The following is a 15,654-nucleotide window of genomic DNA, read 5'->3' on the forward strand; positions in this document are numbered from 1 at the left end:
GGGTCAAGTAGACCAAGTAACCCAACAAGTTGCCGCCAACTCCGAAGAAGCGGCCGCAGCAGCAGAAGAGCTTAACGCACAAGCGACATCGATGATGGAAACCGTTCGTATCCTTGCCAAAATGGTAGGAATGGAGAGTGATGCACCCGCAGCACATTCGCTAAAAAAGATGAACCTTCATCATATCGAGATGAAATCATCGGCACCGCGTAAAGCCTCTCCCGCACCACAAAACAGAGTTGCACCCAAAGCAGATGATGTGTTTCCGCTCAGCGAAAACGATCTGAAAGAGTTCTAAAGAGAGTGTAAACTATGCCTTTGAAAAGTTGCAATTTTTGAAGGCATTTGATTGTTAATAGTGAATTAACAAATATTTACCCAACACCGACTACAATACCGAATATTTTTCACATAGGTATTCCATGAACAAAGTTCTCTCCTTTCTAGGCTCCATGAAAACCATGGCGGCTCTTATGCTCGTATTTGCCGTCACGATCGGCTATGCTACGTTTATTGAAAACGATTACGGCTCAATGACTGCTAAAGCAGACATATATAATGCGAGATGGTTTGAAATTCTTCTTGCATTGCTGGCGATTAACCTCACTCTCAATATCATTAATTTTAAAATGGCGCGTAAAGGTAAATGGCTTGTATTTATTTTTCATGCCGCTTTTTTAATTATTCTTGTCGGTGCAGCAGTAACCCGCTATATGGGATATGAGGGTGTTATGCATATCCGTGAGGGGGAAAGCAGTGATGTGATTCTCAGTGCGGAACCTTATGTCACTTTCAAAGTCACAAAAGGTGACAAAACGTATGACTTTAAAGAGAACCTTTTTCTCTCAAAACGTACCTCGAACTCCTTTGAACGAACATTAGAAGCGAATGGGGAACAAATCCATGTGAACCTTGATAGCTATATGGGAGATGCTCGCTATGAAGCTGTTGCCGATCCTAAGGGTGAACCGCTTTTTAATTTGATGGTGACCGGAGCGCAGGGAGCACAGCAAGTTTCTCTAAAAAAAGGGGAATTCATCGAGGCAAATGATATGGTTATCGATTTTGATTCAAACAAAACTTTTGATAAACCGGTTATCGCTCTGAGTGTTGAAGGAGAAAAAGCCTACTTAAGTGCTCCTTCTGCTTTGACAACCCTTAGTATGGATACACAAAAAAGCAGTGCTTTGAGTGCAGGTAAACACGAAATGACGTTACGTACACTCTTTCAAACGCCGCAAAGCGGGTTTGTATTGCGTGAATTCCTTCCAAAAGCATCTATGCAACTGGTCTCAAAACCTGCAAAAGGTCCTATGATGCAAGGGCATGATGCATTAACCTTTACCATATCCAGCGGCGATAAAAAAGAGTCTGTTGTTGTCCTCGGCTCCGTAGGAGAGGCCGATGATGCTAAAAAAATAGCACTAGGTGATACTCAAATCGAGATAGCTTACGGTTCAATTGAGCGTAAACTCCCTTTTGCCGTGGCTTTGCGTGATTTTGAGCTAGAGCGTTATCCCGGTTCAATGTCTCCGGCATCGTATGCGAGTGAAGTGAGTGTCATAGACACCGTAAATCAGGAAAAGTTTGATTTCCGTATTTATATGAATCATATCCTTGATTATCAAGGGTTCCGTTTTTTCCAATCGTCATTTGATCAAGATGAATTGGGCACCGTCCTCTCTGTTAACCGTGACCCGGGGACTCTTATCACGTATATCGGTTATTTGCTCCTCGCAATCGGAATGTTCGGCGTATTGATCGTCAAAAACGGTCGTTTCAATGCATTAGGGGAAAAGCTCAAGGCATTAGACGGCAAGAAAGTAGCAGCCTCTCTGGCCGTTCTCCTCATGACGTTGGGGACGACCGACTCTATTGCGGCAGATGCTGAGAATCCGGTCATTAAAACGGCAAAAGGGTTTGATAAAACCCATGCCGATAAATTCGGTCATCTCATCGTCCAAGATTCCAGCGGTCGCATGAAGCCCCTTGATACCCTTTCCCATGAGATTTTGGCAAAACTGAACCGACACGATACCTTTATGGGGCTAACCTCGAACCAAGTTATTTTAGGGATGATGCTCCGTCCTGATGCATGGCGTGAGATCGCGATGATTCGTACAGGAGACAAAGAGGTTAATAAACTGATCGGTCTTCCTGAGAGTGCTAAAACAGCGGCATTTTCACAGTTTTTTGAATTCCCCGATGAAATCGGCGGGTATAAACTGGCACAAATGGTTGATGAAGCTAATCGTAAAGCACCGGGAAAACGGGATAAATTTGACAAAGCACTTTTGCAGGTGGACGAGCGGGTCAATGTTGCCTATATGGTTTATACGGGTTCACTAGTCCGTATGTGGCCAAAACCGAATGATAAAAACCATAAATGGGATGCGACGATTGAATCGCTGCAATCTCTCAGCCCGAAAGAGTCTGAAATGGTTCGTCTTCTAGCTATCGGCTATTTTGGCTCGATCGATGAAGCGATGAAAAGCGGCGACTGGAAAAAGGCTGATGAAGCGTTAGCGCGTATCGATAAATATCAACGTTTTGTCGGAGCAAGCGTATACCCGAGCGATGCAAAAACAAAAGTAGAAATTCTCTACAACAAATTCAATATATTTGAGCAGTTGTGGCCTCTGTATTTCGTCGTCGGATTTACGTTGCTTATTTTATCTTTCATTAAAATTATTAAGCCCGCTATTCGTGCGGAGTGGTTGAGCAAAGTTTCATTTGGTCTTTTAGTTCTTTTCTTTGTCGCACATACGGCAGGACTTGCAATGCGTTGGTATATCTCAGGACACGCACCATGGTCAAACGGATATGAATCGATGATCTACATCGGATGGGCAAGTGTATTGGCAGGGTTTATCTTCTCACGCCGCTCAGTAATGACGATGGCGGCTACGGCGATTATGACGGGGTTGATCCTTTTTGTCGCCCATCTAAACTGGATGGACCCGCAGGTGACTAACCTCGTTCCTGTACTTCAATCGTACTGGTTGACGATCCACGTTGCGATGATTACGGCGAGTTATGGATTTTTAGGTCTTGGTGCGTTGCTCGGACTGATTACACTAATCCTCTTTATCCTAAAAAATCCGACAAACTCTGATCGTCTAAATCTTGCGATCAAAGAGCTTAATGCGATCAATGAGATGAGCCTGATTATCGGTTTGGTACTTCTCACCGTCGGAAACTTCCTCGGAGGTGTCTGGGCAAATGAGAGCTGGGGACGCTATTGGGGATGGGACCCGAAAGAGACATGGGCATTAGTAACGATCCTTGTCTATGCAGTCGTTATTCACTTACGTATGATAAAAGGTGCCTACAGCGACTATATCTTTAGTGTTGTATCGCTCTTGGCATTTACGTCGGTACTGATGACTTATTTCGGAGTGAACTATTATCTCGCAGGACTTCATTCGTACGCAAAAGGAGACCCTGTTCCGGTTCCTGATTTCGTTCCATGGACCTATGCCGTGATCGCCTTCGTGATTGCGATGGCATACTCGAAGCGGGCGACTCGATAAATTATGAACACCGCGTTAAGAGAACTCTTTTACGCGTATAAATATCTCCCCGTAGGGGTGATAATTTTTAAAGATGAAAAGCTCTTTTTCGTCAATGACCATCTCAGGAACGTATTACTTTTAGCATCTCTTCCCAGTGATCACATTATTGAAATTATTAGCAATATATTGGGATTGGAGAAGCTTTCACACCATTCACTTCACGAGTTTCTTCTGCATAACAATTGTTTTTTGCATCGAAGCAGCATTATACAAATAGAGCATAAATCCGTTGATAATATTGATCTTTTTATTTTAATCAAGATATCCAATCAAACGATTGAGACGATAGATTCTACTCTGCCTCTTAGATCACTTCAGCATGTAAACACGCCCGTTGCAACACCGCATATTATCAATGAAGAGTGGAGATTGCTTATCAACGTTTTAGGGGAGCAATTTGAAAAAAGAAAATTTACCTCTATCGTACTGTATAAAGAGATCCCTATAAAAGCCGATTGCAGGATCGTGAACATAAAAGAGGGGATGATCGAATTAAGCATTGCAAAAAGACAGCTTATTGCGACAGACATCGGACAAGAATGGTTATTGGGTGATAAAGAAGATAAGATGATTTCGGGCAAGGTTGAGAGCTATGATTTGCAGCGCGGGAAAATATGGTTGAGTAATCTTACCCTTGTTTCTAAAGGATTTCATTTACGAAACGACATTCGCTACACTATAGAAGAAAACGGCTATTTTATCACTTCAATCAGAAAAGAAAAGAAATCCCTGCAATTACACGATTTATCGGAAAAAGGATTATCTGTACGAACCGATGATTCGACGGTATTGTTGGCATTATCAGCACTGATTGGTAAGACATTAAATGCCGAAGTGAGTATTGATACTCTGCATTTGCAAATCAAAGCAATCCCGCTTCATATTGAGACTACGGATATTCCGGGAATGATGAAAGCGTCCTTCAAAATTGCCTATGATGCGCATAACGAAGCTCTATTGCATCATTGGACAATCAATGCACAGATCAACCTTATAAAAAAAGTCCAAAACTTTGTTCAAATGATTTCTGCCCAAAACACCGATATCCAAGAGCAGTCGGTTATTTAAACCATCCCTTGACTTTTTCAAATGTCGATTCAAACATCGATTCATGCGGTTTTGATTCGATACCGAAACTCTCTTGGAGTTTTTGCAATAGCTCTTCTTGTGCAGAATTGAGACGGTTAGGGTAGGTGAGGTGGATTTGGGCGATCAAATCCCCTTTGCCTCGTCCGTGAACATCGGCAACCCCTTCGTTTCGGAAACGATATTGTTGTCCGTCTTTAGTACCCGTTTCAAGCTCTAACGTCAGCTCACCGCCCAGTGAGGGGATCGAAATATCTTCCCCGAGAACCGCTTGGGTGAAAAATACGGGAACTTCGAGATAGATATCATTGCCGTTTCGGATAAAGTGGCTGTCTTCTTCCACCTCAAACGTCACATACATATCGCCTCGTACGCCGCTTTTGCCTGTATTTCCGCGTCCTGAAACACGCAGGCGGTTACCGGTGTCGATCCCTGCAGGAATTTTGACAGTGACACTCTCTTTTTCCTCGGTGTAACTTTTCCCTTTGCAATCGCCACACTTTTCACTCGCCATCGTCCCCTCACCGTGACATGCAGGACAGGTTTGGGAGAAGGTCATAAACCCTTGACGGACATACACTTGTCCTTTGCCGCCGCACTGGCTACAGCTGGTCACTTTGCCCTCTTTGGCACCGGTTCCTTTACAGGTTTTACATGAGCTTTTCGTCGTAAACTTGACCTCTTTTTCGCATCCGAAAACCGCCTCTTTGAAGCTGACGCGCATCTCGACACCCATATCGAGAGGGAATTTATCTGCTGCCGCGCGAGATTGTTTACGTCCCCCTCCGGCAAAACCGTTAAACATCTCTTCGAATATACTTCCGAGATCATCAAATCCGCCGCCGCTACTTCGACGACTACCGCCCCCTTGAAGGCCCTCTTTGCCGTAGCGATCATAGATGCTGCGTTGTTGATCGTCGCTGAGCACTTGGTACGCTTCATTGCAGAGTTTGAACTTATGTTCTGCCGTGTCATCGTTTGGATTACGGTCAGGATGGTAGAGTTTTGCCATTTTACGATACGCTTTTTTAATCTCGTCTCCGTTGGCATTTTTGGTGATCTCTAGAATCTCATAGTAGCTCATTTCTTCCACGCAATAACTCCAAAACATATTTTTTTGGAATTATACCATATTGAAAAGAGTGTTAGCAAAGTTTAGTCTTAAAGACTCAACTATATTTGGAACAACCTTTGCTACAATACGTACATGAAACGTTCCTTAGAGAAATTTAACCGCCTTGTCGATGCCCTCCAACAACTCCCCACCGTCGGGCAAAAATCGGCTACCCGTTTAGCCTATCATATGGTCATGCACGACAGTTTTGGTGCCCTCAAACTTGCCCATGCGATCGAAAATGCGATTACCTCTCTTAAAAAATGCCGCTCGTGCGGAGGATTGAGTGAAGATGAGCTTTGCTCGATCTGCAGTGACGAACGACGTAACCATGAGATTCTCTGTGTCGTTGAAAATGCCAAAGATATTTTGACGTTTGAAGAGAACGGCCTGTTTGACGGTCGCTATTTTGTCCTTGAATCCCTCGAAGAGCTTGATCTTTCCCATTTGCGCGGAGTGGTCAAAAGCGGTATCAAAGAGGTTATATTTGCCCTAACCCCCTCCATCGCCAATCAGGGGGTAATGCTCTATATCGAGGATAAACTTTATGACTGTGACGTCCGTTTTAGCCGTATCGCACAGGGAGTTCCGACTGGGGTGAGTTTGGAGAATGTCGATATCCTCTCACTAACCAAAGCGATGGAAGATCGCGTTAGCATTTAAACTACATATATTTTTTTGTCCTACTCGTCGCCTCGGCATTACGCGGATCATCAGGCCAGTAATGTTTGGGATATCTCCCTTTCAGCTCTTTTTTGACATCGTTATAGGAGCCGTTCCAGAAACCGATGAGATCACGCGTTACTTGGATCGGACGGCGTGCAGGGGAGAGGAGATGGATCAAAAGCGGTATTTTTCCCTCAAATACGCTCGGATGGCTCCCAAGACCGAAAACCTCCTGTATCCGCACCGCTAAAATAACCGCTTCAGGGTTTGAGTAATCCAATGCTACGATAGTGCCGCTTGGAGCACTAAAGTGTGTCGGGAGGAGGGCGTTTAATCGTTGTGTCTCTTCCCAACTAAGCTGTGAGGAGAGGATGGCGTAGAGATCAAGACTCTCACATTCACGGAGCGAGCTTTGGGTACTCAGATGGGGCAAAAGCCATGTTTCCAACGAGGATAGGAGTGCCTCATCAGCGAAATCGCCGAACGAATTCTCATTAGAGTGATAGTGCAGGGTTTGAAGACGATGACGCAGTGCAACCGATGATGCAGACCAAGGGAGGGCATCAACCCCTTTTGAACGTATCCCCTCCAAGAGTGTCTGTTTCACCTCCATCGCGTCGGGATGCGCTAGCGGTCGAGCTTCGATGAGTATAGCCCCGATGCGGGTGATCTCTCTCGCTTCAACCCGCTCTGACTCAGCGTTCCACGTTATCGTCGCTTCCGTAGTAAAGAGTTCAGGGAGATACCGTTCCAACACATCGATACAAAGCGGAGCGCATTTGTAAATCTGCCCCGTTGTTGACTCTCCGCCGCTTTGGGTGACGATGAGCCACTCCTCGCCGATCAAATCATCTTCTTGAGCTAATCTGACCTCTTTGCCGTTGCTGAGGAGATATTTATCCCCTTTGGGAGTACGGAGACGGGCGATTCGATCGGGATAAGCGAGGGTGAGCAAAAGGGCGATCATCTCTGAGGGGAAATCCGCTGACAAACGCAATGATGATGTGAGCCGTTTTGCGATATCTCTGGCCGTTGCGAGGATAAACTGTCCGTTCTCAGCCATCACATGGGGAAGCACTTTGCCGTTAAACGCATCACACAATCGCCAAAACCGCTCCCGCATATCGGATGTCCGCTCACTGCTTCGGGCGAAGAGATCACGTTCATTGAGCAAAGCGGCCAATACAATAGCTTCACTCTCATATCCCAATGTTCGCCCGATGAGTATCATATGCGCCAAGCGGGGGTGAATCCCTAACCCCATCATGGCTTTGCCGTGAACTGTAATCGAGCCTTTGGCATCCATAGCACCCATCATTTGCAAAAGTGACACACCGTGTTCCAGCGCTTTGGCGGGGGGAGGGGTGATCCATGAGAGCTCGGTATCACCCCATAAACCCAGTTCCAATGCCAAAGGGGTGAGATCGCACAGACGAATCTCCGGCTCTTTATGAGAGGGTAGCATCTGATGGCTCGTCGCACTCCATAGGCGGTAACATTTCCCCGCACTTAAGCGGCCTGCACGACCTGCACGCTGATCGGCAGAGGCACGGGATATTCTCTGCGTTACGAGCCGCTCCATTCCGCTGCGAGGGTCGAATGTGAGCACTTTTTCCAACCCCGAATCGACAACGATTCTGATCCCCTCGATGGTGAGACTCGTTTCGGCGATGTTGGTAGCGAGGACGATTTTGCGCATTAGCGACGGTGCGATAGCACGCTCCTGAGCCTCTTTGGAGAGCTCGCCATAGAGTGGAGAAATATCGATCTCCATTCCCCTGCAATACTCTTTGAGCATCCCCTCAAGGGCTTTGATTTCACGAGTACCGGGTAAAAAAACGAGGATACTCCCCTCATCAGAATGAATAATGGTTTGGATCAAATCCATCAGTGCTGCGGCAATCTTTTTCGGCTCAATTGTTGGCGAATTGGGTGGCAGATGCTCTATCATAATCGGGTAACTGCGCCCTTCGCTGGTGATCAGGGGAGGGTGTTTGAGCAATGTCTGCAATGCGTCGGTGTCCAGCGTTGCCGACATCACCATAATCTTCAAATCCTCACGCAAAAATTCCTGAGATTGCAGAGCAAAGGCGAGGGAGAGATCACTATGGAGGTGCCGTTCATGGAACTCATCGAAGATGATAAGGGCGACATTCTCTAACGAAGGGTCACTTTGGAGCATACGAGTCAAAATCCCTTCGGTGACGACGAGGATTTTTGTGTCGCTACTTAGTTTTTTTTCGGCTCGAATTTGATACCCGATCCGCATTCCCACTTTATCATCCAGCAGGTGTGCCATACGTGCGGCGGCACTCCTTGCGGCGATACGTCGCGGTTCCAGCATAATGATCTGTTTCCCCTCCAACCACGGCTCATCCAATAGCGCAAGGGGAACCGATGTCGTCTTTCCCGCTCCCGGAGGGGCTTGGAGGATAAGGCGGTTTGAGGTTAATAGTGCGGAGCGGATATCGCCGATAACGTCGTATATGGGAAGATTCATAAGGAAAATAATAGCTAATTCCTTCTCCGAAACCCCTTATGTAGTAGACGCGTGAATTGTTAGAAAATACAATCACATTATTAGAACATGAAAAGGTAGAATACAACAACAGGAAACTTATGGCTAAAATTAAACGTTATAAATCGATTGATAAACGGGTTATTACCGAAGGTGAAAAGATTGATTTCACCATTTATCTTCGTAATCAGACCAAAACAGAAATGACACTCTTTTTGCAAAGCGACACGGTTGTTGATTCGAACAACAGAAGCCGTTTACGAGAAGTAGAACGCCTCTATATTGAGGATGAAGACTCTCTGCGTTATGAAGCATACGTCCAAAAGCACATCCAATCCATTGCACGCGCCGAAGATATTCCAATGGATAGCAAAGCACTTATCATATACGAACGGGCAACCTCTGTTATTAATGACATGTTTCATAATCCTGAGTCACTAGAAACGATTCAGAATACAAAGCCGCTTGTTAATACCATTGTTGAAGTAATCTTACGTGATAGCGGTGCGATTGAGTCTCTCTTGAAAATAACGGCTCACGATTATTATACCCATACCCACTCACTCAATGTCAGTATTTATGCCCTTAGTCTCGGAAATTTTTTAGGGATCAATGAAAAAGAGTTAGAACAACTTGGTATGTCTGCGATATTGCACGATATCGGGAAGAGTCAAGTTGATTACGACATTATCAATAAAAACGGGACATTGAGTGAACAAGAATTTGAGACGATGAAAGGTCATCCGTGTTTAGGGTATGAAATCGTATTAAAATTAGGGATCAACGATCCGAAAATATTATCCGGCATTCGTCATCATCACGAAAAAGTCAACGGCAAGGGATACCCCGATAAGATCAAAGGCGATGAGATATCACTATTCGCACGAATCATCGCCGTATGCGATGTATTTGACGCATTAACGACCAAGAGATCGTATAAAAGCCCTATGAGCACATTCGAGGCGATCAAACTGATGAAAGAAACAATGCGAGAACATTTGGATATGAAAATTGTCGATTCATTAATCCGAATGCTTCAAAAAAGATAGACTGCCTCTACTCTAGAACGTGACACTCCTACAAATCAGCTATCGATAGTTATAATTTAATAATTTTACATTCATAATTTATAGGGACTTTTATGACCATACGCGTGTACTATGAGGATACCGATGTCGGCGGTGTCGTCTACCACTCAAATTATCTGAACTTTTGCGAACGGGCGCGGAGTCAACTTTTCTTTGATGCAGGGCGTTCACCGATTTTAGATGGGGGACATTTTGTGGCAAAACATATCGAAGCCGATTATCTTAAAAGTGCAAAATTCGCTGATATTTTAGAAGTAAAAACAACACTGATAGAGCTTAAAAATGCTTCATTTACATTATTACAGGAAGTATTCAGAGCTAATGAAAAACTTTTTTCGATGAGGATTGTATTGGTTTACATTGATTTTACAGGAAAAATGGGGAAAATCCCCGACTCAGAGAAAGTATTTCTAGCAGCGCTATAAAAGAGGCTTGAGTTTCGGAGCGGCTTTAGAAATTGCATCAGCAATTTTCTGATTCCCCTGCATCATAGCGATATCAAAAGGGGTCATTCCGTCTTTGCTCACGGTCTGTCCTGATGCACCGTTTTCGATCAAGTACAATGCAATCGGTGTAAAACCTTTCCAAGCAGCAAGATGCAATGCGGTGGCACCTCCTGAATCTTGTGCGTTCACATTTGCTCCCTTAAGAATCAAATATTTCACCGCTTCAGTATTTCCAACCCAGCACGCATACATCAAAATAGTTTTGTTATTATCCTCGCGAGCACTATTGGCATCATTAAGTGTTTGAACGCGTGATTGAAACGCAACCATGTCGTTTCGATCGAGTAATCCGACTAAATCAAGTATATTTGCCGCTTGAAGCGAAATAGCAAATAGAAATGAAAGGAAGAAAAAACGATATCGCATCATTATTTCTTGAATTGCTCAATAAACTCTTCGATATCGTCAAATAGAGCCTGAAGATCCTCTTCGTGCTCAACTTCATCCGCCAAAATCTGTGAAACGAGGTCATAGGTAATGATATCTTTTTCACGAGTTATATCAAGAATATTGGAATAGACTCCGATAGCACACTGCTCACCCTTAATTGCTTGTTCAAGGACTTTACGTACGTCAGGCTCAGTTGGAGCGTCATAGCCACAGTTAGAATTAGTAAGCCATTGGGCTGGATGAAGTGCAGGCGTACCGCCTAGTTGAATAATACGATCGCATACCATAGTCGCATGGCGAAGTTCATCCGCAGCATGCTGTGTCAGCTCAACAATAGCGGCATCTTTCATCAATCCTTTTACGACTTTTGCCTCAATAAAGTATTGATAATAGGCAAGCCATTCATCACAGTAAGCTTTATTCAGAAGTTCATACACGGTTTGTGCTTCAATTCCTCGCAGAAGCGAAATCCCTCTTTTCCCCATTCTATTCTCCTTGATGATAGTTAATCCAACTCTATCATTGCTTCTCTTAAAGGAAAATTATTCTCCACAGTATCGGCTAAGTTCTTCAGGAAGCAAAAGGATTATCCCATCTGATTTTGACATAGTAATAATCCCCTCAGATTTCAACTTCTTAATCATTCGGGAGAGAGTTTCTGGCGTTATACCGATCATACGTGCTATCTCAATCCCTTTTAGACGCGTAAACATATGGTGATCTTCACGTATTATACGTGCGACTTTTGCCATAGCGTTAGGTGCACTATGACGTTGTAGCGAACGCTCCAATGCTGAAATCTTTTGAGTTAATGAGGAGATAAGAGCAATACTCAATGAGGGATCATTTTGCAAGAGATTTAAAAATGGATCACGCGAAATCTTGAGAATAACTGCCGAGTGCAAAACTTCACATGACGCAGGGTAGGGTATCTGTTTTAGGGTTGCTACTTCAGCTATCAGAGAAGGGGCACGGAAACGATGAATCAGCATCGTCTCGGCAGAAGCAGTCGATTTAAAAATAGAGACTTCCCCATCAATGAGAAAATGAAAATAGTCGCTCTGATCGCCTTCATAGAAAACAATTTCATTTTCATTGTAGTGACGAATAATTCCAATTTCCTCTATTTGTTTTCGCTGATTAGGTGTTAAATGGCTAAATATCCCGACTTTATCGAGAGATGTAGAACTACCGTGCAGTGAGGGATTCAAAGCCATACTCTTTCGCACGTACTAATTCTACCGGGTAAATTACCTGAGAGTTAATGAGACGCATTGTATATTCTCTGCTCGTATTATCTAATCTTGAGACAAGATAATCGATACCGACACTGGTTGCGTATTGGATCCAATCAACTGTAATATCATTGTGCATGAGCGCGTTAGACTCGTATATCCTAGAGGGAAATTCTATGAGAGAATTGGCAAGAATCATATTTTTGCGGTCAGCATATTGGGTCAAGGTAAGAAGTGTAGGATCGAGATTGATTTGCGTCGAGAGAATATTGCGTTCCTTAACACCTGTAAAGGTCATGTGTGCGGTTAAAAGAGCGCTCTTAACGACGGGAATATGGAGGATAACGCTCGATTTATTAAATTTGGCAGGTTTGGCAAGATGGGAAATAATATTTTCCCCTTTGGTATCTACCGCATACGAAGCGACTTTTTTCTTTTCACTTTTATGGGCTAAAAAGACCTCTTCTGTATCTCCATTCAACTGTGTTCCAACATTAGAAGTGTCATAAAATATAGCAATAGAGTCACTCATATAAGGGAGAAGGGCTTCAATCTGAGCTACATAGTCTATCCCGCCGAAGGTGAAATTTTCACCGGCTGAGGGTATGTCTCGTTTGTGCATTGTTGGGATAAACACAGGGATTTTTGTCTCCATCTCAACCAAATTCCTAGCGCCTGAAGCCGTAAGAGGGGCAAGTATAGCATCCATATCGTCGTGACGTACTTTTTCTAGCACTTCTGCAAGTGCAACAGAGGATTCATCCACCATATCGTAGCGTTGAATCACAAAATTAGTATTTCGGAGGCTCAAGAGGGTTGCCAGCGAGACATTATAAAGCGTTTGAGAATATTTACCGATCACATTAGGTGAGGAGATCATAGCTATTTTTATTTGCTCATTGGCTTCTATCAGAGTTTCCGGCTGATTTACACTATCAGAAGATTTTTGAATAATGAGTGTTCTTCCCTCAGCAAAAAAGCTTAATAATAAGAGAATAAAAACGACTCGTATACTTTTCATGATAACTGAGCCTTGATACTCTGCAAATCACGCATCGCCTCTTTTTTTAGAGAAGGATTTCGGACAAGATAAAGGGGATGATACATAGGAATCAACAAAGCTTCTCCAAAAGTGATGATCTCTCCACGCACACGTTCAAAATCTCCGTTATCACCGCTAAGGATTTGATACGCATCCGACCCAAGCGTCACAATAATACGCGGTTTAATTAAATCAAGCTGTTTGGATAAAAAGGGGGAACAACTGCTACATTCACTGGGAGAAGGATTTTGAAAACCAAACGGCTTGCATTTGACAGCATGGGTCAAATAGACATCTTCCGTTTTCATTTGAAGTACTTTCTCAATCATATCGCGAAGCATCGCACCCGATCTTCCGACATAATATTCTGATCCTTCATCCTCCGCAGCAGAAACATACGCATCAATAAACAACAATTGCGCTCGCGGATTACCATACCCGATCATGCTCTGAGATCGAGATTTACTCAAATCACATAAATAACATTGCGAAATACTTTCTCCTAATACACTAAGGGTATCAGGCAATGAATTCGAATGGGTTTGGATGTTCGGCGTAATGGGATCAACATAGGTATATCCCAATGATTTTAAACGGTACAGATTTTCGAGCAGTGCGAGATTTTGAAAAGAGTCCACGGGTTTCACTTCTATGAATTTGAAGGAGTATAAAGAAGAAGCGGTTAAAAGGAGATAAAGTGACTTTTTAGCGATTTCTTACCGATAGAGAATATCTTCCGTTTCGATTCGGACAAAGGAGTTTTTTCGAGTTTCAACAAGAATCTGCTTTAACCGACTCAAGACGGCTGTAGGTGACTTAGACGTATCAAATGTATCCAGAGCCATACACGTATGCTCATTGCTATGTCCATCCAGATTATGAATAAGATTTTGCGAAGCTTTATAGGCGTTTTCCTGTGAAGTAAATGCAAAAACAATAAAATAGTGATGCTCATCAAGATGGATCAAATGATCAGAAAGCCTGACGAATAAAGAGAGTTCTTCTACACTTAACGGCTCTTCATGATAGAGAAGCGCAAATGTCGCATCGACTTGAAATCTCTCATACGTATAGTACGTTTTTTTGATGAGTACATTGACCCGATTTAAGATATTTTTGTCCATGGTTCACTTATCTTGAAATAATTTAACAATAGTACCTTAAATCAGTCGATTTATGGCGTATTATTCTAAACTTTAACCGTTTTAATGCAAATTACGTTCTATTACTCTGTATCGCAGATTGAAGCTATCTGCTCTATTAAGGACCCGTTACACTTATAATAGTTTGTTATTCCGTTTGAGACCAATTGCAATCTTTCATCCATCTCCTCCGGATACTCACCATGCCTACAGCCGGAATGATGGTCACACCAATATATGTCTTCTGGAACGTACGTAACCGTAATGTTTTCATTCAAGACACATTCCGCTTTTGTCCCGTTCAATTTTTTGATATTTTCCGATAAAACCAAATTGGGGCAAGTTTTGATTAGTATTTTAAAAATTGAATTATTCCCCTGTTTATTTATGGCTTTCAAGTTATTGATAGATATCTCGGCTAATGATTGGAGACTTTTTTCCCGTTTCTCTCTTTTAAATCCGGGCATACTTTGGATATCAGAAAATTCTGTATACGTGGAGCCGGTTGCATTCGTTAATTTTATGTGAGTTGATTCGATTATGCCCCTCCCTTTACGCTCTGTTTTGGTGATATCCACCGATTTTGCTGAACCGATATGAGTGTATACGCACTGAATATCATTATTAGGGCATTTTACGTGATCTTGCGCTATTGCATTGAGTACTAATAAAGAAGATAGAGTTATCAAGTACTTTGTCATTTTCTATCCTTATTTCTCTGTTCTCATATAAGTCAGTATCTTATTTTATTCTTTAAATCTAACTTATTGATAAGAAGAAAAATAGGGAATGATTAATGGAGAGTGGGGAGAATTTTAAAAAGGAGGGAAGCCCTCTTTGAAGGGCTTCAAAAGTATATTGCGCAAAACGCTTACGAACAGTGTCCACCACCGCAGCATTGTGAAGCTTCTTCAACTTCAACTTCTACCGGAGTTGATTCCCAAATGCCGTGTTTTGTACAGTAACCGTGAGCAACAAGGGTCAACTTTTTACCCATTGGAACGATGTTAAATGTAACTTCTGCATGATTTTTTTCATTTCCGAGTGTCCCAGGTACAAAATCAGCACGTGCAAGCAATGTTTCTCCATTATAAAGAGCAATGTTTGCAATAAAGTGATCGAAATCATCCGGATGAGAATATTCATTTCCCATTTTTACCGTAACGGCAAATTTTTCACCTTTTTTTGCATTTGCATTACAGTGGATAAACGGAGAGTGACGATCAATATAGTCTTTTTTCGCTTCGCGATCTACAGTGCTGATATCGACGTAACGGTTGATTGATGGCATG

The 15,654-nt window shown here is 43.1% G+C and carries 15 protein-coding genes and 1 pseudogene; 6 read left to right on the forward strand and 10 right to left on the reverse strand.

The features are described 5' to 3' along the window. The 3 genes and pseudogenes from Q8O20_RS10550 to Q8O20_RS10560 all read left to right on the forward strand — a co-directional run. Nucleotides 1-298 (forward strand): annotated as a pseudogene (locus Q8O20_RS10550) (chemotaxis protein); the annotation flags it as partial. 124 nt (nucleotides 299-422) lie between these two features. After that, on the forward strand, nucleotides 423-3,533 hold the full coding sequence (ccsA, locus tag Q8O20_RS10555) for a cytochrome c biogenesis protein CcsA (protein WP_305531125.1): 3,111 nt from the start codon (nucleotides 423-425) through the stop codon (nucleotides 3,531-3,533). Nucleotides 3,534-3,536: 3 nt separating this feature from the next. After that, on the forward strand, nucleotides 3,537-4,643 hold the full coding sequence (locus tag Q8O20_RS10560; protein ID WP_305531126.1) for a hypothetical protein: 1,107 nt from the start codon (nucleotides 3,537-3,539) through the stop codon (nucleotides 4,641-4,643). On the opposite strand, the gene dnaJ is transcribed toward Q8O20_RS10560, so the two are convergent. After that, nucleotides 4,636-5,754 (reverse strand): molecular chaperone DnaJ, encoded by a 1,119-nt coding sequence (gene dnaJ / locus Q8O20_RS10565; protein WP_305531127.1) that lies wholly within the window; start codon nucleotides 5,752-5,754, stop codon nucleotides 4,636-4,638. The two genes, Q8O20_RS10560 and dnaJ, sit on opposite strands and share 8 nt — an antisense overlap. Nucleotides 5,755-5,868: 114 nt before the next feature. On the opposite strand from dnaJ, the gene recR reads away from it, so the two are divergent. Continuing rightward, nucleotides 5,869-6,438 (forward strand): recombination mediator RecR, encoded by a 570-nt coding sequence (gene recR / locus Q8O20_RS10570; RefSeq protein ID WP_305531128.1) that lies wholly within the window; start codon nucleotides 5,869-5,871, stop codon nucleotides 6,436-6,438. Nucleotide 6,439: 1 nt separating this feature from the next. Here recR and hrpB read toward each other — a convergent pair whose 3' ends face one another. Further along, complete coding sequence (gene hrpB, locus Q8O20_RS10575; protein ID WP_305531129.1) at nucleotides 6,440-8,941, reverse strand: ATP-dependent helicase HrpB; 2,502 nt, start codon at nucleotides 8,939-8,941, stop codon at nucleotides 6,440-6,442. A gap of 119 nt (nucleotides 8,942-9,060) precedes the next feature. On the opposite strand from hrpB, the gene Q8O20_RS10580 reads away from it, so the two are divergent. Together Q8O20_RS10580 and Q8O20_RS10585 are read left to right on the forward strand one after the other, a co-directional pair. Then, entirely contained in the window at nucleotides 9,061-10,008 is a 948-nt protein-coding gene (locus Q8O20_RS10580; protein WP_305531130.1) for an HD-GYP domain-containing protein, read from the forward strand. Nucleotides 10,009-10,100: 92 nt separating this feature from the next. Next, complete coding sequence (locus tag Q8O20_RS10585; RefSeq protein WP_305531131.1) at nucleotides 10,101-10,472, forward strand: YbgC/FadM family acyl-CoA thioesterase; 372 nt, start codon at nucleotides 10,101-10,103, stop codon at nucleotides 10,470-10,472. On the opposite strand, the gene Q8O20_RS10590 is transcribed toward Q8O20_RS10585, so the two are convergent. From Q8O20_RS10590 to Q8O20_RS10625, 8 genes are all read right to left on the reverse strand, one after another. After that, nucleotides 10,467-10,922 carry an ankyrin repeat domain-containing protein gene (locus tag Q8O20_RS10590; RefSeq protein ID WP_305531132.1) on the reverse strand — a complete coding sequence of 152 codons (456 nt, stop codon included), beginning with the start codon at nucleotides 10,920-10,922 and terminating at the stop codon, nucleotides 10,467-10,469. The two genes, Q8O20_RS10585 and Q8O20_RS10590, sit on opposite strands and share 6 nt — an antisense overlap. Continuing rightward, the gene (locus Q8O20_RS10595; RefSeq protein WP_305531133.1) at nucleotides 10,922-11,428 is read right to left on the reverse strand and encodes a ferritin-like domain-containing protein; all 507 of its coding nucleotides are present in this window, start codon (nucleotides 11,426-11,428) and stop codon (nucleotides 10,922-10,924) included. Before Q8O20_RS10595 ends, Q8O20_RS10590 begins: the two co-directional genes overlap by 1 nt. A 57-nt stretch (nucleotides 11,429-11,485) precedes the next feature. Continuing rightward, nucleotides 11,486-12,154 (reverse strand): Crp/Fnr family transcriptional regulator, encoded by a 669-nt coding sequence (locus Q8O20_RS10600; RefSeq protein WP_305531134.1) that lies wholly within the window; start codon nucleotides 12,152-12,154, stop codon nucleotides 11,486-11,488. Next, nucleotides 12,132-13,199, reverse strand: coding sequence for a hypothetical protein (locus Q8O20_RS10605; RefSeq protein WP_305531135.1), 1,068 nt, complete (start codon nucleotides 13,197-13,199; stop codon nucleotides 12,132-12,134). Before Q8O20_RS10605 ends, Q8O20_RS10600 begins: the two co-directional genes overlap by 23 nt. Next, complete coding sequence (locus Q8O20_RS10610) at nucleotides 13,196-13,858, reverse strand: uracil-DNA glycosylase (RefSeq protein ID WP_305531136.1); 663 nt, start codon at nucleotides 13,856-13,858, stop codon at nucleotides 13,196-13,198. The genes Q8O20_RS10605 and Q8O20_RS10610 overlap by 4 nt, the downstream gene beginning before the upstream one ends. Before the next feature lie 78 nt (nucleotides 13,859-13,936). Beyond that, nucleotides 13,937-14,344, reverse strand: a complete 408-nt coding sequence (locus Q8O20_RS10615; protein WP_305531137.1) for a hypothetical protein — start codon at nucleotides 14,342-14,344, stop codon at nucleotides 13,937-13,939. 101 nt (nucleotides 14,345-14,445) lie between these two features. Beyond that, nucleotides 14,446-15,063: a hypothetical protein gene (locus Q8O20_RS10620; RefSeq protein WP_305531138.1), complete on the reverse strand. Its 618-nt coding sequence runs from the start codon at nucleotides 15,061-15,063 to the stop codon at nucleotides 14,446-14,448. A 170-nt stretch (nucleotides 15,064-15,233) separates the two neighbouring features. Beyond that, nucleotides 15,234-15,653: a class II SORL domain-containing protein gene (locus Q8O20_RS10625; protein WP_305531139.1), complete on the reverse strand. Its 420-nt coding sequence runs from the start codon at nucleotides 15,651-15,653 to the stop codon at nucleotides 15,234-15,236. Nucleotide 15,654: the final 1 nt, after the last annotated feature.

The organism is Sulfuricurvum sp., from assembly GCF_030691015.1.
Lineage (GTDB): Bacteria > Campylobacterota > Campylobacteria > Campylobacterales > Sulfurimonadaceae > Sulfuricurvum.

Excerpts from the sequence above, each read along its gene's own strand:
- ccsA (WP_305531125.1), top strand. The coding sequence starts at position 423 with ATGAACAAAGTTCTCTCCTTTCTAGGCTCCATGAAAACCATGGCGGCT.
- Q8O20_RS10560 (WP_305531126.1), top strand. The coding sequence starts at position 3,537 with ATGAACACCGCGTTAAGAGAACTCTTTTACGCGTATAAATATCTCCCC.
- recR (WP_305531128.1), top strand. The coding sequence starts at position 5,869 with ATGAAACGTTCCTTAGAGAAATTTAACCGCCTTGTCGATGCCCTCCAA.
- hrpB (WP_305531129.1), bottom strand. The coding sequence starts at position 8,941 with ATGAATCTTCCCATATACGACGTTATCGGCGATATCCGCTCCGCACTA.
- Q8O20_RS10580 (WP_305531130.1), top strand. The coding sequence starts at position 9,061 with ATGGCTAAAATTAAACGTTATAAATCGATTGATAAACGGGTTATTACC.
- Q8O20_RS10585 (WP_305531131.1), top strand. The coding sequence starts at position 10,101 with ATGACCATACGCGTGTACTATGAGGATACCGATGTCGGCGGTGTCGTC.
- Q8O20_RS10590 (WP_305531132.1), bottom strand. The coding sequence starts at position 10,922 with ATGATGCGATATCGTTTTTTCTTCCTTTCATTTCTATTTGCTATTTCG.
- Q8O20_RS10595 (WP_305531133.1), bottom strand. The coding sequence starts at position 11,428 with ATGGGGAAAAGAGGGATTTCGCTTCTGCGAGGAATTGAAGCACAAACC.
- Q8O20_RS10605 (WP_305531135.1), bottom strand. The coding sequence starts at position 13,199 with ATGAAAAGTATACGAGTCGTTTTTATTCTCTTATTATTAAGCTTTTTT.
- Q8O20_RS10615 (WP_305531137.1), bottom strand. The coding sequence starts at position 14,344 with ATGGACAAAAATATCTTAAATCGGGTCAATGTACTCATCAAAAAAACG.
- Q8O20_RS10620 (WP_305531138.1), bottom strand. The coding sequence starts at position 15,063 with ATGACAAAGTACTTGATAACTCTATCTTCTTTATTAGTACTCAATGCA.
- Q8O20_RS10625 (WP_305531139.1), bottom strand. The coding sequence starts at position 15,653 with ATGCCATCAATCAACCGTTACGTCGATATCAGCACTGTAGATCGCGAA.